This window comes from Qipengyuania sp. 902 (genome assembly GCF_051195295.1).
Lineage (GTDB): Bacteria > Pseudomonadota > Alphaproteobacteria > Sphingomonadales > Sphingomonadaceae > Qipengyuania.
The window spans coordinates 723,477-742,240 of the sequence record NZ_JBNJLJ010000001.1 but is presented as its reverse complement, the minus strand read 5'-3'; the positions used below and the strand labels follow the sequence as shown (position 1 = coordinate 742,240).

17 protein-coding genes are annotated in these 18,764 nt (G+C 64.3%); 8 read left to right on the top strand and 9 right to left on the bottom strand.

The genetic code is table 11. The annotated features are described in order from the left end of the window. Window positions 1-61: 61 nt before the first annotated feature. The 4 genes from ACSH0F_RS03695 to ACSH0F_RS03680 form a co-directional block, all read right to left on the bottom strand. Window positions 62-1,282, bottom strand: a complete 1,221-nt coding sequence (locus ACSH0F_RS03695) for a murein hydrolase activator EnvC family protein (RefSeq protein ID WP_435199998.1) — start codon at window positions 1,280-1,282, stop codon at window positions 62-64. 18 nt (window positions 1,283-1,300) lie between these two features. Further along, on the bottom strand, window positions 1,301-1,723 hold the full coding sequence (locus tag ACSH0F_RS03690) for a 23S rRNA (pseudouridine(1915)-N(3))-methyltransferase RlmH (RefSeq protein WP_435200557.1): 423 nt from the start codon (window positions 1,721-1,723) through the stop codon (window positions 1,301-1,303). Window positions 1,724-1,856: 133 nt separating this feature from the next. Further along, window positions 1,857-2,216, bottom strand: a complete 360-nt coding sequence (gene rsfS, locus ACSH0F_RS03685; protein ID WP_278329570.1) for a ribosome silencing factor — start codon at window positions 2,214-2,216, stop codon at window positions 1,857-1,859. A 114-nt stretch (window positions 2,217-2,330) separates the two neighbouring features. Then, window positions 2,331-2,993 carry a nicotinate-nucleotide adenylyltransferase gene (locus tag ACSH0F_RS03680; protein WP_435199996.1) on the bottom strand — a complete coding sequence of 221 codons (663 nt, stop codon included), beginning with the start codon at window positions 2,991-2,993 and terminating at the stop codon, window positions 2,331-2,333. Window positions 2,994-3,247: 254 nt separating this feature from the next. On the opposite strand from ACSH0F_RS03680, the gene ACSH0F_RS03675 reads away from it, so the two are divergent. Both ACSH0F_RS03675 and ACSH0F_RS03670 read left to right on the top strand, forming a co-directional pair. Then, entirely contained in the window at window positions 3,248-4,405 is a 1,158-nt protein-coding gene (locus ACSH0F_RS03675; RefSeq protein WP_435199994.1) for a peptidoglycan DD-metalloendopeptidase family protein, read from the top strand. A gap of 13 nt (window positions 4,406-4,418) precedes the next feature. Further along, entirely contained in the window at window positions 4,419-4,811 is a 393-nt protein-coding gene (locus ACSH0F_RS03670; RefSeq protein WP_435199992.1) for a bactofilin family protein, read from the top strand. A 104-nt stretch (window positions 4,812-4,915) separates the two neighbouring features. Here the strand turns inward: ACSH0F_RS03670 and ACSH0F_RS03665 are convergent, their stop codons facing one another. The 5 genes from ACSH0F_RS03665 to ACSH0F_RS03645 all read right to left on the bottom strand — a co-directional run bounded on the left by ACSH0F_RS03665 (window position 4,916) and on the right by ACSH0F_RS03645 (window position 10,603). After that, the gene (locus tag ACSH0F_RS03665; protein WP_435199990.1) at window positions 4,916-6,586 is read right to left on the bottom strand and encodes a long-chain-fatty-acid--CoA ligase; all 1,671 of its coding nucleotides are present in this window, start codon (window positions 6,584-6,586) and stop codon (window positions 4,916-4,918) included. 110 nt (window positions 6,587-6,696) lie between these two features. Beyond that, window positions 6,697-7,431 carry a DUF1013 domain-containing protein gene (locus ACSH0F_RS03660; RefSeq protein ID WP_435199988.1) on the bottom strand — a complete coding sequence of 245 codons (735 nt, stop codon included), beginning with the start codon at window positions 7,429-7,431 and terminating at the stop codon, window positions 6,697-6,699. Window positions 7,432-7,536: 105 nt separating this feature from the next. Then, complete coding sequence (locus ACSH0F_RS03655) at window positions 7,537-8,523, bottom strand: glycosyltransferase family 4 protein (protein ID WP_435200555.1); 987 nt, start codon at window positions 8,521-8,523, stop codon at window positions 7,537-7,539. Window positions 8,524-8,624: 101 nt separating this feature from the next. Next, complete coding sequence (locus ACSH0F_RS03650) at window positions 8,625-9,524, bottom strand: UDP-2,3-diacylglucosamine diphosphatase (protein WP_435199986.1); 900 nt, start codon at window positions 9,522-9,524, stop codon at window positions 8,625-8,627. Between the two features lie 101 nt (window positions 9,525-9,625). Further along, window positions 9,626-10,603 (bottom strand): NAD(P)H-quinone oxidoreductase, encoded by a 978-nt coding sequence (locus ACSH0F_RS03645; RefSeq protein ID WP_435200553.1) that lies wholly within the window; start codon window positions 10,601-10,603, stop codon window positions 9,626-9,628. A 161-nt stretch (window positions 10,604-10,764) separates the two neighbouring features. Here ACSH0F_RS03645 and ACSH0F_RS03640 point away from each other — a divergent pair, with 161 nt between their 5' ends. From ACSH0F_RS03640 to ACSH0F_RS03615, 6 genes are all read left to right on the top strand, one after another. Then, window positions 10,765-10,965 carry a DUF1192 domain-containing protein gene (locus ACSH0F_RS03640; RefSeq protein ID WP_305931210.1) on the top strand — a complete coding sequence of 67 codons (201 nt, stop codon included), beginning with the start codon at window positions 10,765-10,767 and terminating at the stop codon, window positions 10,963-10,965. Between the two features lie 142 nt (window positions 10,966-11,107). Further along, on the top strand, window positions 11,108-13,486 hold the full coding sequence (gene clpA / locus ACSH0F_RS03635; protein WP_435199984.1) for an ATP-dependent Clp protease ATP-binding subunit ClpA: 2,379 nt from the start codon (window positions 11,108-11,110) through the stop codon (window positions 13,484-13,486). Between the two features lie 128 nt (window positions 13,487-13,614). Beyond that, entirely contained in the window at window positions 13,615-14,532 is a 918-nt protein-coding gene (locus ACSH0F_RS03630) for an ABC transporter ATP-binding protein (RefSeq protein WP_435199982.1), read from the top strand. Beyond that, window positions 14,529-16,025, top strand: coding sequence for an ABC transporter permease (locus tag ACSH0F_RS03625; protein WP_435199980.1), 1,497 nt, complete (start codon window positions 14,529-14,531; stop codon window positions 16,023-16,025). The genes ACSH0F_RS03630 and ACSH0F_RS03625 overlap by 4 nt, the downstream gene beginning before the upstream one ends. A gap of 43 nt (window positions 16,026-16,068) precedes the next feature. Beyond that, a complete protein-coding gene (locus ACSH0F_RS03620; RefSeq protein WP_435199978.1) occupies window positions 16,069-17,100 on the top strand; it encodes a ligase-associated DNA damage response exonuclease in 1,032 nt (343 codons plus the stop codon). A gap of 3 nt (window positions 17,101-17,103) precedes the next feature. Next, window positions 17,104-18,708 carry a cisplatin damage response ATP-dependent DNA ligase gene (locus ACSH0F_RS03615; RefSeq protein WP_435199976.1) on the top strand — a complete coding sequence of 535 codons (1,605 nt, stop codon included), beginning with the start codon at window positions 17,104-17,106 and terminating at the stop codon, window positions 18,706-18,708. Window positions 18,709-18,764 lie beyond the last annotated feature (56 nt).

The following is an 18,764-nucleotide window of genomic DNA, read 5'->3' as shown; positions in this document are numbered from 1 at the left end:
GCCCGCTTAATACCACATGAGCGGGCGATTGCAGAATTGTGAAGCCGAAATCGACGGAAGCCTATTGCAGATAGTCGAGCGGGTTCACCGGTTCGCCGTCGCGGCGCAGCTCCAGCGAAACGCCCTGCGACCCAGATGCGGCGAGGCCGAGCGCCGTCCCCGCCGTCACATCCTGACCGACATCCACGTCCAGAGATCCCAGTCCGGTCACCAGGCTGGTCCAGCCATTGGCATGCTCGACGATCGCGATCCGCCCGTACCCGCGATAGGGACCGGCGAATACGACCCGGCCTGCCCCGGGAGCTACGACTTGTGCCTTTGGCCGGGTCACGAGAACGATGCCTGATTCGCGCGGACCACCCTCGCCGCTTTCTCCGAACCCGCGTGCAACACGCCCGGCGACGGGCAGTATATAACGTGCGGGCGGCGCGGTGGCGCTTGCTCTCGGTGAAGGTGTTGCGGACAAGCTGGCCTGCGAAGGATTCGCGGGACGGATGATCGGACCGGGCAAGGCCGCCAGTTCGCTGCGCAGCGATCCGGCTTCTTCGAGCTGTCCGACGAGAGTATCCAAATCGCGGGCCTGTTCGGCGAGGACCAGAGCGCGCTGAGCCTCCCGATCGGCGCCACCGGACGCCTGTTGTGCTACCAGACGCTCACGCTGGGCGGCCGCGACCAGTTCGGTGCGGCGTGCGGCAAGTTCCGCCTCGCTTTCCCGCCGGTCGACCAGCGCCGCACGCGCTTCGGCTTCGAGTGCGCGGGCGCGCTCCAGTTCCGAGCGCAGCGCTGCAGTCCTTCTGCGCACTTGCGGGATCGTACTGTCAAGCACTGCGCGAGTATGTACCAAGTCACGCAGCGAGCCCGGTTGCAGGGCCGAGAGCGTCAACGGCCTCCGCGACATGCTCTGCAATGCGCCCGTGAGCCGGATCAGCGGTTCGCGGCGCTGCGCCAAGCGGGAGTCTAGCGCGCGTCGCTGCCGGGTGGCGATGGCGTGGCGAGCTTCTGCTGCGGTGATCGCAGCCTCGGCCTGCTGAACGCGTGCCGCCAATGCGGCGGCCTCGGCAGCTTTCTTTTCCGCCGCTTCGTTCGACCGGGCCGCCTGCTGTTCCAGCCGTTCTCCGCGCGCGCGGGCATTGCGCTGCTGCTGGCGTGCGGCATCGAGCGCGTCGCGCGCCTCGCCCGCGGTGCGGAACTCGGTCGTCGATTGCGCGCCGAGCGGCTCCAGCGAGAATACGGCTGCACCGAGCGCCAGAACTGCGATCAGGGTGAGGGCCGGACGGATCATGGCGTCAGTCCTGCACCATCAGCCGCTTCGATGATAGGGGTGACCCGCAAGGATGGTGGTCGCGCGATAAAGCTGCTCGGCCAGCATGGCGCGCGCAAGAAGATGCGGCCAGGTAGCGCTGCCGTAGGCGAGCAGCAAATCGGCTTCCCGCCGCTCCTCCTCCGAGTGCCCGTCAGCCGCACCGAGGAAAAAGCGACATTCGCGCATGCCGTCGTCACGCCAGCGGCCGAGAATTGCGGCGAATTCCTCTGAAGTCAGGTCCTTGCCGCGTTCGTCGAGCAGGACGGTTCTGAACGGCGCTTGCGGCTCGGGAATGCGCCCGCCGGTTTCGGGCAGTTCGGTAAGCTTGAGCGGCCATGTCAGCCGCTTCTCATACCGCGCAACCAGCTCCGCCTCGGGCGACCGAGCTATCTTCCCGCGCGCGATGATGTGCAGGAGAATGCGGCCCCCTTTCAGCATGGTCGATCCGGCCCGGTGGAGGGTCGGCAAGGGCGACTGTCCGCCCGCAGGCGCCCGCAGCGTAGCGGAGGAACAGCGCCGAGGACGCTCGCGCGGATGCGCGAGCGGAAGACTGCTACGCCGTACCGGCCACCGGCGGCGCGTCTCCGAAGGCCCACATCCGCTCCAGATTGTAGAAGCTGCGCACTTCCGGGCGGAACAGGTGAACCACGACGTCACCGGCATCCAGCAAGACCCAGTCGGCGGCGGGAAGGCCTTCGAGTTTGACGGGGCCGAAACCTGCCTGCTTGATCTTCTCGGCCAGTTTCTGCGCGATCGAGGCGACCTGCCGGGTCGAGCGGCCCGACGCGATGATCATGTGATCGGCGATCGAGCTCTTGCCTTCGAGAGGAATGGAAACGACGTCCTGCGCCTGGTCGTCGTCGAGCTGCGCGAGCACGAGGTCGAGCAGCGGATCGGTGTCAGCCTTGGTCATCGGGATCACCTTGGCCTGCCCGGTCTGTGCCGGGTCGGTGTGCGCCTGAGTCATAGGCGAATGCAGTACTCCTGGATCGAGGGGCGTAGAAGGACATGGAAGAAACAACGCGCATCATGGCGCAGGGGTTTCCTCCTGCGCCAATATGATCCGGTGTGTCAGCTGGTCCCGCACGGGTGGCCCGGTAAAGCGAGCGGCCCAATCGGGATCGCCGCGGCGGATGGCCGTGGCCGATCTGGGATCGGGATCGAAACGCAAAGTCACCAGTGCCGGTGCACTCCAAGCGCCCCCATTGGTAAGACTGGACAGCGGCACGCGGAAGCGCCTCAGCCAGGCCATCGCGGGGCTTGCGACGACGGCATCAGTATAACCGGGACGCGCAATGACTGCAATCGGCATAGTGCGCGCTATCCTGCGCCAGTCGCGCCAGCGGTGGAACTGGGCGAGATTGTCGGAGCCCATGAGCCAGACGAATTGCTTCTTCGGGTAGCGGCGAGTGAGCGCTGCCAGCGTATCGACAGTATAGCGCGTGCCCAGCTGCCGCTCGATCGCCGTCACCCGGATCGGCGCGCGGCGTGCCTGGGCGATGGCGGAGCCAACCCGTGCCGGAAGGGGCGCCATACCCTTGCGCGGTTTGAGCGGATTTCCGGGCGAAACCAGCCACCAGACCTCGTCGAGCTTCAGCGCGTCGCGGGCGAACAGCGAAATCCTACGATGGCCGCCGTGCGCCGGATTGAAGCTACCACCGAGCAATCCGATTCGCCGATTCCCACCCAAAGAGAAGCTCCCGCCGATAATTGTCGTTTTTATACAAAGCTTTGCACAAAGCCTGACCGGTGCGCTGCAAGCCACTGGTAAACAAGCACTTAATCTTTCGTTCCCAAATCGCGCAGCAAAATTCCGCGGCGACGAAACGACTCATCGCACCAAGGCTTCGACTCGTAGATTAATCGGGAACTCGATTAGATTTGGTCGGGAACCGCTGGTAACGATCTCACCCAGGGACGTAAGACCATAAGGGACGGGTCGTTTTGAACAACACAAAAGCCTCCACCGGCTGGGGGAGCCGCTTGCGTAGCTGGTTCCCGGATCGCGAATTTTTCATGCGATCGGAAGGCCAGGTTCGCTTCATCACCATTTCATCGCGGGTGCAGATGACCGCTGCGGCCATCGCCGTCGTGGTCTTCACGATCTGGGCCGTGTCGATGGCGGTTGCCGGCTGGACGCAGTATCGCGCGACGGCCGATCGCCTCTCGTTGCTCGACCGCGAAGCCAAGGTTGCCACGGCGACCGAACGCGTCAACGCCTATCGCGGCAATCTCGACGCGGTCACCAGTGATCTCGTCAAGCGGCAGGAATTCATCGAGGACATGGTCGCCTCGCTGCCCGAAGACGTGAAGTCTGTCGAGAACGTGTCCGATTCCACGACCGAAGCGGCAGCCACGGTCGACAAGGTCAGCGCATCGATCCCCGAAGCCGCAGAACTCGCCCGCATCGAAGCCCGCCAGCTCGCCTTCGTCGAAGGTCTGACCCGCTATGCCGACTGGCGCGCGAAGAAGGCGGCATCGGCCCTCAAGCAGCTCGGCCTCAATCCCGACAGCATGATCCGCAGTGCCGATCGCAGCGCGATGGGTGGTCCGTTGGAGAAGCTCGCCACCTCCGCCGACGGCACAATCGACCCGCGCTTCGAGCGCCTGGGTCTGTCGATCGCCCGCATGTCGGCGCTCGAGAACGGCCTCGCCGGCGTGCCGCAGGTCGCTCCGGCCTCGGTCGATATGGTCACTTCGAGCTATGGCTACCGCCGCGACCCGTTCACCGGCGCAGCCGCGATGCACAGTGGCCTCGATTTCCGCGGCCCTCTTGGCGAGCCGATCTATGCCGCCGCCGCCGGTCGCGTGAGCTACGTCGGCTGGAAGTCGGGTTACGGCAAGACCGTTGAGATCACCCACGGCAACGGCCTGATGACCCGCTACGCCCACATGTCCGCCTTCCGTGCGAAAGTGGGCGAGCGCGTCGAGCCCGGCCAGACCATTGGCGCCATCGGCAGCACCGGTCGCTCGACCGGTCCGCACCTCCATTTCGAGGTCCGCATCAACAATCGCGCGGTGAACCCGCGCACCTTCCTGGAGACCGCCCCCCATGTTCTCGAAGAAATCCGACGAGCTCCCCAGCTCGCCCGCGCCGACTAGCGGGGGACGCAGCATGGCCAGCAAGAACAACTCGACCTTCTCGGTCCTGGGATCGGACCTGTCGATCAAGGGCGACATCAAGGCCTCGGCCGATTTGCATATCGACGGCTCGGTAGACGGCGACATCGCCTGCGACAGCCTGGTCCAGGGCGAGACCAGCAAGGTCACCGGCGCGATCACGGCGGAAACCGCCCGGCTCGCCGGCACGGTGACCGGATCGATCACGGCGCGTGAACTGGTGATCCTCAAGACCGCCAAGATCGACGGTGACGTGTTCTACGACGCGCTCACGATCGAGCAGGGTGCGCAGGTTGAAGGCCGCTTCGCCCATCGGGACGCACAGAAGCCTTCGCAGCCCGCCGCCACGCCGCAGGGCAGCAAGCCGGAGCTTTCGGTCGCCAACTGATTTTCCCGTTTTGAGGGGACGAGGGCCGCCCGCGCTACGACGCCGGCGGCCTTCTTCTTGTGAGGCTTCAGGCAAAGACTCGGACGCGCGTACTTACGGCCACCTCAGCCGAAGACTTCCGCGCGCAGGGCCTTGCGGTCGAGCTTGCCGATCATCGTCTTGGGCAATTCCTCACGCACAACCACGCTCTCGACGCGTTCGTGCTTGCCGACGCGGGCGTTCATCCATTCGGCCAATTGGTCGCCATTCGCGTCCGCATCCGCGTTCAGCGTCACATAGGCGCGCGGGCGTTCGCCGAGATAATCGTCGGGCACACCGATCATGAGCGCTTCCTTCACGGCGTCGTTTTCCAGCAGCACATCCTCGACCTGACTGGGGAAGACCTTGAAGCCGCCCACCGAGATCATGTCCTTGATCCGGTCGACGATCTCGAGGAAGCCATCGCTGTCGAGCGTCGCGACATCGCCGGTCCGCAGCCATTGCTTGCCGTGATGTTCGACGAAGACATCCTTCGCAGCCTCGGGCCGTTTCCAGTAACCCTGCATGATCTGTGGGCCAAAGAGCGCCAGTTCGCCCGGTTCGCCCTCCGGTGCCAGCACCGTGGGATCCTCCTTGTCGAGCAGCAGCACCTCGGTGCCCATGACGACCTGCCCGATCGTGCCGAGCTTGCGTTGGCCTTCATAAGGGTTGGCCGAGACCACGCCCGAGCTTTCGGTGAGGCCATAGCCCTCGACCAGCCGCACACCCGTCGCAGCCTCGAATTTTTCGCGCAGCGGGCCCGGCAGCGGCGCACCGCCGGAGATGCAGACCTTGAGCGTGGAGAGATCGGTTTTCGCCAGATCCGGATGGTCGAGCAGCGCCTGGAACATCGTCGGGACGCCGGGAAAGCCGGTCGCGCCGTAGCGCTCGATCGTCTGCAGCACTTGCTTGGTTTCGAAGCGAGGCACCATGGCGATGGCGGCGCCGGTGACGACGGCATGGTTCAAGAGCGTGGTGTTGGCGAAAACGTGGAAGAACGGCAGCGCGCCCATGAACACCTCACCCTCGGGATCGCCGAACGGGTTGAGGCCGGCCGTTTGCTGGGCATTCACGCTGAGATTGGCGTGCGAGAGCATCGCGCCCTTGGGTACGCCGGTGGTTCCGCCCGTATATTGTAGCAGCGCGATCGACTGCGGCTCCACATGGGGCAAGTCCGCTTGCTGCGGCGCCCCGTCGATCAACGCCGTCCAGTCGAGGACGTCTTCGCCGAATGTAACCGAAGCAATCTTGCTGCGGCCGAAAATTCGCAGCGCAATGCCCTTGAGCTTCGGCAGCATCGCCGAAAGCCTGCTCACGACCAGCGTTTCGAGCGCCGAGCCACGCAGCACTTTCTCGGCTGTCGCATAGAGTTCGGGGACATCGACCGTCACGAGCAGCCGCGAGCCCGAATCCGCCACCTGCTGTGCCAGCTCGTCGACGGAGTAGAGCGGCGAGAAATTCACCACCACTGCCCCGGCCATCATCGCGCCATAGTAAGCGGAAACGTAGCTCGGCACATTGGGCAGAAAGAGGCCGACGCGGTCGCCCGGCGCGATACCGCGGGCCTGCAGAGCGCGGGCGAAGGCGTGCGCCTCGATGAAAAGCTCGTTATAGCTATAGCTGCGGCCTAGGAAATGCAGCAGCGGCGCATCGCCTCGTCGCTCGACCGTGCGCGCGAACATGTCGGGAAGAGCCATGGGCTCGAATTCGGTATCCCAAGGCAGGGGATGGAAATTCGGGAGCTTGCTTACATCCATGTCAGTTACATGCGGCATCCCGCCCTAAAGGCAAGTAAAAAGGGCAGAAGAAGCGGTCTGCCTCCCCTGCCCTGATTTAGGTTTGGCGCTACCCGCGCTATTGTCAGGCGTCATGCCTCGGGTGCGGCAGCTGCTTCTCCGGCCTCTTCCGCAGCGCGCTTGGCCCGCAGCCATTCTTCGGCTTCGGCTTCCTGCGCGGCTTCGGCCGCGGCCTTTTCATTCGCGTCGCGTTCGGCGCGCAGTTCCTCGATCAGGCGCTCGCGATCGCTGGTGCCGCTGACGGGTGCTTCGACTGCCGCTTCCTCGCCTTCTTCCTTGGCGACCTTCTTGGCGGCCTTGGCGACGACGGCGTCTAATTCGCGCTGCGAGCACAGGCCCAGCGTCACCGGATCCTTGGGCTGGATGTTCTGGATGTTCCAATGGCTGCGATCGCGGATCGCGCCGATGGTGTTGCGCGTCGTGCCGATCAGCTTGCCGATTTGCGCGTCGGAGATTTCCGGGTGGTTGCGCAGGATCCAGGCGATGCCGTCGGGTTTGTCTTGGCGCTTCGAAACAGGCGTGTAACGCGGCCCCTTGGTGCGGCTGACCGCGACCGGCGCGCGCTGCATGACGAGCGAATATTCGCTGTCCTTCTCGCCCTTGGCGATCTCGTCCTGCGTCAGCTCGCCGGCATGGACCGGATCGCGGCCGGTATATTTGCTGCCCGCCAGATCGTCCGCCATGGCCTGCACTTCGAGAATATGGAGGCCGCAGAATTCGGCGATCTGTTCGAAGGACAAGCCGGTGTTGTCGACCAGCCAAGTGGCAGTCGCATGCGGCATCAGCGGTTTGGGTTGGTCGACCATATCTATGCCCTTTTCGCGGGGTCTGAAAATAGAGAGGCCGCCCCTCGCGGGACGGCCGGTATGCTTTCGATGTAGGCGAGCGAACCGGATTCGGCAAGCGAATCCCTAGGCCGAGGGCAATGCGCCTTCCGCGGCGGGGGCGAGGCCGGAGAGGAACTGCGCGGTGGCGGCCTCCCAGCTGAAGGTCGCGCCATAGGCAGCGCAAGCCTTACGGTCGCAAAATAATGCTGCGGCCATAGCTCGGTCCAGCTCGTCAGACAGCGCGCCGACATCGTCGGTCACGAGGTCGCGCGGCCCGGCCACGGGATAGGCTGCGACGGGTGTCCCGCAAGCTAGCGCCTCGATCATGACGAGGCCGAATGTGTCGGTACGGCTTGGGAAAACGAAAACGTCCGCTCCGGCGTAGCATCCGGCAAGCTCTCGGCCCGATCTTCGGCCGAGGAACACAGTATTGGGAAACTTTGCACGAAGCTCGTCGATTTGTGGCCCATCGCCGACGATGACTTTGCTTCCGGGGTAGCTGCCCGACAGGAACGCCTCGATGTTCTTTTCGACTGCGACCCGACCGACGTAAAGCTGGATCGGTCTCGGCAGGTCGGCGAATTCGGGCGGAGGCAGCGCGTCCGGTGTGAAACATCCGAGATCGACCCCGCGGCTCCAGTGATGAAGCTGGTTCAATTCGTGCTCGCGCAACTCTCCGCGGATACTCTCGGTAGCGACGAAGACCCGGCTCGCCGGACGGTGGAACCAGGTAATGTAGCGCCAGAACCATTTCGCAGGCAGATGCGTGCGCCGCGCGACGTAATCCGGAAACTGCGTGTGATAGGCTGTGGTGAACTCCACTCCGGCGCGGGCGCAATAGCGCCGTGCCGTCATGCCGAGCGGGCCCTCGGTGGCGATGTGGATCGCTTCCGGCGAAAACTCTTGCAGCAAACTCGCGACCTTCCCCGGTAGAGCAAGAGCCAGGCGGATTTCCGGATAGGTAGGGCAGGGAAGGCTTGCGAACAGGTCGGGCGAGATCACCAGCACCGCGTGACCCTGCTCGCGCAGAAGGTCGCAGGTTGTGGTCAAGGTGCGGACTACGCCGTTCATCTGCGGCAGCCAGGCATCGGTGACGATGGCGATTCGGCGCGCCAACCCTGGCGCAGGCGCCAATCGCACCCGCTCGCCGAGCGCCTCGAGCGGCAATGCCGTCACGCCGCCTCCGGCTCGGGATGCGTTTCGGCAGTGCGTTCGGCAATGTCGCGCCGCGCGACTTCGCCGGCCCAGTCGAGAATTTCCATGCGCCCGTTGTGATGTTCGACCAGCGCATTGCAACCTTCGACCCAGTCGCCGTCGTTCCAATACTCGACGGGACTGCCGTCGTGCAGGAAAACTCGCGATTCCGCCGTATGAATGTGTCCGCAGACCACGCCGTCCACGCCCCGCTCCCCGACAGCACGAGCCACGACTTCCTCGTACTTGCCGATGAACTCGACCGCATTCTTGACCTTGTGCTTGGCTGCCTTGGAAATCGACCAGTAGGGCAGGCCGAGCCGCTTGCGGGCATTCGCCACCCAGCCGTTCAGCTTCATCATCACGTGATAGGCCGCGTCGCCGACAAAGGCGAGCCAGCGGTGGGCCAGCATGACCGCATCGAACTCGTCGCCATGCAGGACCATCAGGCGCCGCCCATCGGCGGTATCGTGGAAGGCTGCGCGACGGATTTCGACCCCGCCGAAATTCATGCCGCAGAAGGGGCGCACCATCTCGTCGTGATTGCCCGGGATGTAGACGATCCGTGTGCCGCGCTTCGCGCGCTTGAGGATGCGCCAGACGATGTCGTTGTGCTCGGCCGGCCAGTAGAACTTCTTCTTCAGCCGCCAGCCGTCGATGATGTCGCCGACGAGATACATGGTGTCGCTGTCGGTATGGTCGAGGAAGTCGATCAGCAGCTCGTGATTGCAACCCTTGGTGCCGAGGTGGACATCGCTGATCCAGATGGTGCGGAACCGCCGCCGCTCGCCCTTGGTGACTTCCGGCACGGCCGGTTTGATCGAGGGAAAATTCGCGACGTTGTGAAAGGCTTCGAACCCGCTTGGCAGTTCGGTCATGGTCGGACTCCCCGCTGCATGATGGGGAAAGCACTGCCGCAGGAATGTTACGCGCGTCGCACAGCGCGGTTACCGATCCGAGACTTTGCGACGGTTCGGAGTCAGTCCCCCCCGACCGCGAGCACGATCTTGCCGATGTGGTCGCCGCCTTCCATGCGCGCATGCGCCGCGCCCGCTTCGGCGAGCGGGAAGGTCTGGTCCATCACCGGGCGGATCGTGCCGTCTTCGAACAGCGGCCAGGCGTGATTGTAGATTTCATCCGCGAGCAGCGCCTTGAACTCGTCCGAGCGGGGCCGCAGCGTGGAGCCGGTCAGCATCAGCCGCTTGCGCATCACTGTCGCCATATTGATCTCTGCCTTGAGCCCGCCGAGCACCGCGATCGTCACGTGGCGGCCATCCTCGGCGAGGCATTCGATATTGCGCGCGACGTAATCGCCCGACACCATGTCGAGCACGACATCCACACCCTTGCCATCGGTGAACGCCTTCGCCTTTTCGACGAAATCCTCGTCCTTGTAGTTAATCGCCAGATCCGCGCCGAGGTCGCGTGCCGCCTGGCATTTCTCTTCGCTTCCCGCCGTAGTGATGACCGTCATCTCGAACGCCTTGGCGAGCATGATCGCCATGGTGCCGATGCCCGACGTGCCGCCGTGCACCAGCAGGGTTTCGCCATCGCGCGCGAATCCGCGCTCGAACACATTGTGCCAGACGGTGAACAGCGTTTCGGGAATCGCCGCCGCGACGTCCATCTCCATGCCGGCCGGCACGGCGAGGCAATGCGCGGAATGGGCGAGGCAATATTCGGCATAGCCGCCGCCGGAGACCAGCGCGCAGACCTTGCGATTGAGCATTTCGGGCGGCGCGCCGTCACCGAGGGCGACGACCGTGCCCGAAACCTCCAGCCCCGGGATCGGCGAGGCGCCGGGCGGCGGCGGATAGAAGCCCTGCCGCTGGATGACATCGGGCCGGTTGACGCCTGCATGGCTGACCTTGATCAGCACCCGGTTCTTGCCCGGTTGCGGCACCGGCAGTGTCTCCGGCCGCAGGACATCGGGGCCGCCCGGATCGTCGAAACCCATCGCCGTCATCGTCTCGGGTAGATCGTCAGTCACGCAATTCCCCTGTGTGCCCGCCCCTGGTCCGGTCGCGATGCGGCGCTGCAACGCCTCATCGCATTTGAGGGGGCATTACCCAAGCGCCCCGTTGACAGCAACCGGAGAGAGGGGAACACTGGCAGGCAATGGAAGACGAGGATCGTCCCCGCCCTAAAGGCGACGCCGCGAGCAAGCTCGCCGCGGAAGACCTCGGCCCCTATTCGCAGGACGAACTCGCCGAGCGGATTGCCATGCTCCAGGCCGAGATTGCCCGCGTGGAAAGTCACCGATCGAAAGCTGCCGCACACCGCGATGCTGCGGAGGCCCTGTTCGGGCGGAAGGAATAGCGCGGTGGTCGGGGCGGGGCAGCAGGGGCTAAAAAATCCGGACCCCGTTCCCATATCTGCGGCACATACAGCTTTGGGCAAGTTTCCCGGCCTAGGCTGCTTCCATCTCGCCCATCGCGAGTCCCACGAAAGAGACCTCTGAATGCCAAGCTTTGCAGCAAACCTCGAGAAAACCCTCCACGCAGCGCTCAGCGACGCGGGCGAGCGGCGGCACGAATACGCCACGCTCGAACACTTGCTGCTTGCCCTGATCGAAGACGACGATGCGGCGCAGGTCATGAATGCCTGCGGCGTGGACCTCGGCGAACTCGGCGCAGTGGTGAAGCAATATCTCGAGCAGGAATACCAGGCGCTGCAATCGGACGAGAGCGCCGACCCGCAGCCGACCGCCGGATTCCAGCGCGTGATCCAGCGCGCGATCCTGCACGTCCAGTCTTCCGGCAAGGACACGGTGACCGGTGCGAACGTGCTGGTTGCGCTGTTCTCCGAACGCGATTCCTACGCGGTTTATTTCCTGCAGCAGCAGGACATGAGCCGCCTCGATGCGGTCAGCTTCATCAGCCACGGCATCGGCAAAGGCGGCAAGCAGATCGAGAGCCGTCCTGCCGAAGGCGCGGCGGAAGGCGAAGCGCAGGATGGTGAAAAGGCTGAAGGCAAGGGCAAGAAGGAAACCGCGCTCGACCAGTTCACGGTCGATCTCAACAAGAAGGCCGAGGACGGGCGGATCGACCCGCTGATCGGCCGCGGCCCCGAAGTCGATCGCACGGTCCAGATCCTGTGCCGCCGGAGCAAGAACAACCCGCTCTATGTCGGCGATCCGGGCGTCGGGAAGACCGCTATCGCGGAGGGCCTGGCACGCAAGATCGTCGAGGGGGATGTGCCCGAAGTGCTGCAGGATGCAGTGATCTATTCGCTCGACATGGGCGCGCTGCTGGCCGGCACCCGCTATCGCGGCGACTTCGAGGAGCGCCTGAAGCAGGTGGTCAACGAACTCGAAGGCATGCCCGAGGCGATCCTGTTCATCGACGAGATTCACACGGTGATCGGTGCGGGCGCAACCAGCGGCGGCGCGATGGATGCGTCCAACCTGCTGAAGCCGGCCCTTTCCAGCGGCGCAATCCGCTGCATCGGTTCGACCACCTACAAGGAGTTCCGCAACCACTTCGAAAAGGATCGCGCGCTGCTGCGCCGGTTCCAGAAGATCGACGTGAACGAGCCGACGATCGAGGACACGATCAAGATCCTCAAGGGCCTCAAGAGCGCGTTCCAGGATCATCACAAGGTGACCTACACGCAGGACGCGCTGAAGACGGCGGTCGAACTGTCGGCGCGCTACATCAACGACCGCAAGCTGCCCGACAAGGCGATCGACGTGATCGACGAGGTCGGCGCGATGCAGATGCTGGTGCCGCCGAGCCGTCGCAAGAAGAAGATCACTGCGCGCGAGATCGAGGCGGTGATCGCAACGATGGCGCGCATCCCGCCCAAATCGGTCAGCAAGGACGACAAAAAGGCGCTCGAGAATCTAGAACGCGATCTCAAGCATGTCGTCTTCGGTCAGGACTCGGCCGTGAACCGGCTGTCGACCGCAATGAAGCTCAGCCGCGCGGGCCTGCGCGATCCGGACAAGCCGATCGGCTCTTTCCTGTTCAGCGGCCCGACCGGCGTCGGCAAGACCGAAGTCGCGCGGCAGCTCGCCAGCATTATGGGCATCGAGCTCAAGCGCTTCGACATGTCCGAATATATGGAACGTCACAGCGTCAGCCGCCTGATCGGCGCGCCTCCAGGATATGTCGGTTACGATCAGGGCGGTCTGCTGACCGATGCGATCGACCAGAACCCGCATTGCGTGCTGCTGCTCGACGAGATCGAGAAGGCGCATCCGGACCTGTTCAATATTCTGTTGCAGGTAATGGATAATGGCCGCCTGACCGACCACCACGGCAAGACGGTCGATTTCCGCAATGTCGTGCTCATCATGACGACCAATGCCGGGGCTGCCGACATGGCCCGTCAAGGTATCGGCTTCGGCGATGTATCGAAGGAAGATGCGAGCGAGGAGGCGGTGAAGCGCATGTTCACGCCGGAATTCCGCAACCGTCTCGATGCGATCGTGCCGTTCGGCTATCTCGGCAAGGACACCGTCGCCCGCGTGGTCGACAAGTTCATCCTCCAGCTCGAACTGCAGCTGGCCGAGCAGAATGTCGACATCCAGTTCGACAAGGAAGCCCGCGCCTGGCTGGCGGACAAGGGTTACGACCGCCTCTATGGTGCGCGCCCGATGGGCCGCCTGATCCAGGAGAAGATCAAACAGCCGCTGGCCGAGGAATTGCTGTTCGGCAAACTCGCCGATGGCGGCGAGGTGTCGGTGACGATGAAGGATGGCAAGCCATCCTTCGAGCTCACCCCCGCCCCGCCCAAGGCGAAGGCCAAGCCGAGGAAGAAGGCGGCGTCGAAGAAAAAGCCTGCGGACAAGAAGCCCGAAGCGGGCACCAGCGAGAGCACCGACGAGAGCAAATAAGCCCTCGCGCTTTTCGAACCATCGAGGGGTCGGCGTTTGTCGGCCCCTTTTTGTCGTCTGCCCGATAAATGCTTGAGGCTTTGGCGTCGCTCCCATACCGCTCAAAAGCGATATAGGGGGATTGCACAGTGTCGGTTCTAAGGGTCGAGAACCTTACCAAGCGCTTCGGCGATGTTCTGGCGGTGGACGATCTGTCCTTCGCGGTACAGCCGGGCGAAATTTTCGGATTTCTCGGCGGGAACGGAGCGGGCAAGACGACCACGCTGCGCATGGTGCTCGACATCATCCGGCCGACCGCGGGCCGGATCGAGGTGCTCGGCGCAGCGCCGGACAAGCGCAAGTCCGATGCGATCGGCTTTTTGCCCGAGGAACGCGGGCTCTATTCCCACATGAAAGCGATCGAGACGATCGTCTATTTCGGTCGGCTCAAGCATATGGACCCGGCGGACGCCCATTCGCACGGGATGGAATTGCTCGAACGCTTCGACCTTGCCGACCGCGCGAAAAGCCAGATCGGCGACATGTCGAAGGGCATGGCCCAAAAGGTCCAGCTCGCCTGTTCGCTGGTCAACCGCCCCGAACTGCTGATGCTGGACGAGCCGTTCTCGGGCCTCGACCCGGTCAACCAGGGCTTGCTCGAGGACGAGATTCTGCGCGCATCGAAGCGCGGGGCAGCGGTCATTTTCTCCACCCACGTGATGCAGCATGCCGAGCGATTGTGCGACCGGCTGTTGCTTTTGAAAAAGGGCGCGAAGCGGTTCGAAGGCACGCTGGAAGAGGCGCGTGATACGCTGCCGGCGCGGATCACCGCCGTGGCACACCCTGCGATTGCTTCGGTAGATGGAGTGGCAAGCGCGGAGCCTGTCGAGGATGCGGGCGACGGCTTCCATCGCTACGATCTGCGGCTCACCCCCGGGACGAGCTCCGAAGCCGTGCTGGAAGCCTGCACGGCCAAGGGCATCGCGCTCCGCCGGTTCGAGGAGCAGCGCGCGTCGCTGCATGAAGTATTCGTGAGCATGGTCGGCGAAGGGGAGGTCCAGCGATGAACCGCAATGTTCTGCTCGTAGCGGCACGCGAGTTCCGCCAGATCGCCGCGATGAAAAGCTTCTGGCTGACGCTTCTGCTCGTCCCGGTCGCGCTGGCTATCGGTCCGCTTTTGGGAAGTTCGCTGGACGAGGAGGAGGCGACGCGCGTCGTCGTCCTCGACCGCGCAGGAGGATCGGCCGCGACCGCGCTGGAACAGCGCTTCGGGTTCGAGGAAGACCGCTCCGTCCTGCGCTCGCTCTCGCGGTACGTGCGGCGTCACGGCCTCGAAAATGCAGATCCCGACGCTCCCTGGGCCCAGCACGACCGCTGGTACACCGATGCCGATGTGCTGACCTTCCGCCAGTCCGGCGGCGTGGACGCGGCTCTGGCGCAAATCGACAAAGTGCGGCCCGACGACACGCCCGAGTTCGATATTCCCGAGCCCGAATATAGCTTTACACCTGCGCCGACCGCACTGGCGTCGGCCCAGGGCGACGAGTTGCAGAGCCGCGTCGATGCGCTGCTCGATGGCGGCGAAGATGCGCCCGACGGCGAAGCAGCCGATTACGTATTGCTGGTCGGAGAAGGCTACCCCGCCGATCCGACAATCCGGCTCTGGTCCAATGACCAGCCACGCTCGAACTTCGTCTCCCAGGTGCAGGAGGTGCTGACTGCGGATTTGCGGCAACGCCTGCTGGCCGACCAGGGCATTCCCGCATCGCAAGCCGCCGCCATCCAGGGCGCAGCGCCCGCCATTGCGGTCACGACGCCGCCACCCGGAGGCGGGGCGCGAGAGGCGCTGCTGATCCGCTCGATCGTGCCGCTCGCGCTGTCCTATATCCTGATGCTCAGCCTGATGCTGTCGGGCAGCTGGATGTTGCAGGGCTCGGTAGAGGAGCGCTCGAACAAGCTGCTCGAATCGCTGCTCGCCTGCATTCGGCCAGAGGAACTGATGCAGGGCAAGCTGCTCGGCGCACTCGCCGTTGGCTTCTCGATGATCGGCGTCTGGGTCGGCTGCGCAATCGTCGTCGCTTTCTTCACGCAGGGCGAGATCGCCGACATGATCCGCCCGGCGCTGGAGCCGGTGTCCTCGCCCACCGCCATCGTCGCGATGATCTATTTCTTCGTCATGGGCTACATCGCCGTATCGATCATCTTCGTGGCGATCGGCGCGATGGCCGACTCGATGAGCGAAGCGCAGGGGTATTTGATGCCGGTGCTGATCGGCATCCTGCTGCCGATCACCTTCCTGCTGTCCTCGCTCGTGGCGGGCAAGGACGGGCTGCTCGTGCAAATCCTCACCTGGGTCCCGCTATGGACGCCCTTCGCAGTGCTTGCGCGCCTCGGCATGGGGATCGAGTGGTGGGAGATGATCGGTTCGGGCATCCTGTTGGCAGGCTTCGTCGCGCTGGAAGTGGTTTTCCTCGGCCGCCTGTTCCGCGCCAGCCTGCTTGCGACCGGTCAGAAGCCGGGTTTCAAGCAGCTGATGGATCGCTTCAAGGCGCCTGCGTAACGCCGCAGCGGGAACGGTTGGCGCGCTGCCCGCTTGAGTCGGGGTGAGCGCGCCCTTCTCCTGGATCAAGCCGGAACCGCACGGCATCTATATCCCGCCAGCCGATTGCTGGGTCGATCCGTCGAGGGCCGTCGGCAAGGCACTGGTCACGCACGGCCATGCCGACCATGCGCGCGGCGGGCATGGCGAGACCGTCGCTACGCCCGAAACGCTCGCAATCATGGAGCTGCGCTATCGCACCGGGGCCGAGGACGATGCAGGCGAAATCCCGCACAAGGCCGTGCCCGTCGAATATGGCGAGACGATCCGGCTGACGGGCGGTGTCGATGCGACCTATATCCCGGCAGGCCATGTACTCGGCAGCGCGCAGATCCTGCTGGAACACGCGGGCGAACGCGTGATCGTGACCGGCGATTACAAGCGGCGCGAAGACCCCACCTGCCCGCCGTTCGAAGTCACGCCCTGCGACATCTTCATCACCGAAGCCACCTTCGGCCTGCCGCTGTTTACCCATCCGCCGATCGAGGACGAGATGGCCAAGCTACTCGACCGCCTCGCCGCCCATCCGGATCGCTGCGTGCTCGTCGGAGCCTATGCGTTGGGCAAGGCACAGCGCGTGATCGCCGAGCTGCGCCGTGCAGGTCACCGGGATCCGATATATCTCCACGGTGCGATGGAGAAGATGTGCCGCCTGTACGAGGAGCATGGCGTCGACTTGGGAGAACTTCGACTGGTGGCCGATTATTCGAAGGACGACATGCGCGGCGCAATCGTCGTCTGCCCGCCCTCCGCGCTGAACGATCGCTGGAGCCGCCGCCTGCCCGATCCGATCACCGCCATGGCCAGTGGCTGGATGCGCGTGCGCCAGCGCGCCCGCCAGCGTAATGTCGAATTGCCGCTGGTCATTTCCGACCACGCCGACTGGGGCGAGCTGACGCGCACGATCAAGGAGGTCGACGCGCAGGAGAACTGGATTACGCATGGGCGCGAGGACGCACTGCTGCGCTGGTGCCAGCTCCACCAACGCCGGGCCCGGGCGCTCGCGCTGGTCGGCTATGACGACGAGGACGACTGAGACGTGGAAGAGTTCGCCGCCCTCATCGACGCGCTGGTCTACACGCGCAGCCGCAACGAGAAGCTGCGCTTGATCGCCGAATATCTCCGCGCGACGCCCGATCCCGACCGCGGCTGGGCGCTGGCCGCATTGTCCGACGGGCTCGATTTCCCGGCGGTAAAAAGTTCGACCATCCGCAATCTGATGAAGGACCGAATCGATCCGGTGCTATGGTCGCTCAGCCGCGATTTCGTGGGCGATACGGCGGAGACGGCCAGCCTGCTTTGGCCCCAAAAGCAACTGGCGCCGGATCAGCCGCCCTCGCCGCCCTCGGTCAGCGAAACGGTCGAGCTGCTCGAAGCGATGAATCGGAAGAGCGTGGTGACCGAACTGCCGAAACTGCTCGACCGGCTCGATCCCTCGGGTCGCTACGCGCTGCTGAAGCTAGCGACCGGGGGCATGCGCATCGGCGTCTCCAGCCGCCTTGCGAAGACGGCCTTCGCTCAGGCCTTCGAGGTGTCGGTCGACGAGGTCGAGGAGTATTGGCACGGCCTCACCCCGCCCTATCCCGAGCTGTTCGCCTGGGCGGCCGAAGGCGAAGACCCGCCGGACATCGACCATTTGCCAACCTTCCGGCCCTTCATGCTCGCCCATCCGCTGGAAGAGACGGTGGTCGATCTCGGCGATTACGCAGCCGAATGGAAATGGGACGGCATTCGCGTGCAGCTGGTCCGCGCCTGCGATGAGACCCGCGTGTATTCACGATCCGGCGACGATATTTCGGCGACCTTCCCCGAACTGCTCGACGTGTTGCCTTTCCCAGCCGTGCTCGACGGCGAGCTTTTGGTGCGCGGCACGGTGCAAGGAGGCGAGGAAGACGGAGCGGCCAGTTTCAATGCCTTGCAGCAGCGGCTCGGGCGCAAGACCGTCAGCAAGAAGATGCTGAAGGAAGCTCCGGCTTTCGTGCGACTTTACGATGCGCTGCTGGTCGAGGGCGAAGACTTGCGCCCTTCATCCTGGACGCAGCGCCGCGCCCGGCTCGAAGCGCTGATGGAGCGCCTGCCCGACAGCCATTTCGACATCAGCCGCATCGTCGAGGCGAAGGACTTCGAGCACCTTGCCGCCATCCGCGAGGGCAGCCGCGACGATGCCATCGAAGGGCTGATGCTGAAGCGCAAGGATAGCCCCTATATCGCCGGACGACGTGTCGGTTACTGGTACAAATGGAAGCGCGACCCCCTCCTGGTCGATTGCGTGCTGATGTATGCCCAGCGCGGCAGCGGCAAACGCTCTAGCTTCTATTCGGACTACACCTTCGGCTGCTGGGACGGCGATCCCGATGCGGGCGCGGACCTGCTGCCGGTCGGCAAGGCCTATTCGGGCTTCACGGACGAGGAATTGAAAAAGCTCGACCGCCATGTGCGCCGCAACACGGTCAACCGCTTCGGCCCGGTGCGCGAGACCGATAAGAGCCTCGTCTTCGAAGTCGCCTTCGACAGTGTGCACGAAAGCAAACGCCACAAGAGCGGCCTCGCCATGCGATTCCCGCGCATTCACCGCATTCGCTGGGACAAGCCGCCGCATGAGGCGGATCGAGTGCAAGCGCTAAGGGCGTTGGTGCGGGATTAGGTTGGTATTTTTCGGGTGCGGTCGGGACATCCGTCCCGACCTCGCTGTTCCGTCCC

Coding starts and splice junctions, on each gene's coding strand:
- clpA (WP_435199984.1), top strand. CDS start 11,108: ATGCCAAGCTTTGCAGCAAACCTCGAGAAAACCCTCCACGCAGCGCTC.
- ACSH0F_RS03625 (WP_435199980.1), top strand. CDS start 14,529: ATGAACCGCAATGTTCTGCTCGTAGCGGCACGCGAGTTCCGCCAGATC.
- ACSH0F_RS03655 (WP_435200555.1), bottom strand. CDS start 8,523: ATGAACGGCGTAGTCCGCACCTTGACCACAACCTGCGACCTTCTGCGC.
- rsfS (WP_278329570.1), bottom strand. CDS start 2,216: ATGACCAAGGCTGACACCGATCCGCTGCTCGACCTCGTGCTCGCGCAG.
- ACSH0F_RS03695 (WP_435199998.1), bottom strand. CDS start 1,282: ATGATCCGTCCGGCCCTCACCCTGATCGCAGTTCTGGCGCTCGGTGCA.
- ACSH0F_RS03645 (WP_435200553.1), bottom strand. CDS start 10,603: ATGGGTTTCGACGATCCGGGCGGCCCCGATGTCCTGCGGCCGGAGACA.
- ACSH0F_RS03665 (WP_435199990.1), bottom strand. CDS start 6,586: ATGGATGTAAGCAAGCTCCCGAATTTCCATCCCCTGCCTTGGGATACC.
- ACSH0F_RS03650 (WP_435199986.1), bottom strand. CDS start 9,524: ATGACCGAACTGCCAAGCGGGTTCGAAGCCTTTCACAACGTCGCGAAT.
- ACSH0F_RS03670 (WP_435199992.1), top strand. CDS start 4,419: ATGGCCAGCAAGAACAACTCGACCTTCTCGGTCCTGGGATCGGACCTG.
- ACSH0F_RS03640 (WP_305931210.1), top strand. CDS start 10,765: ATGGAAGACGAGGATCGTCCCCGCCCTAAAGGCGACGCCGCGAGCAAG.
- ACSH0F_RS03660 (WP_435199988.1), bottom strand. CDS start 7,431: ATGGTCGACCAACCCAAACCGCTGATGCCGCATGCGACTGCCACTTGG.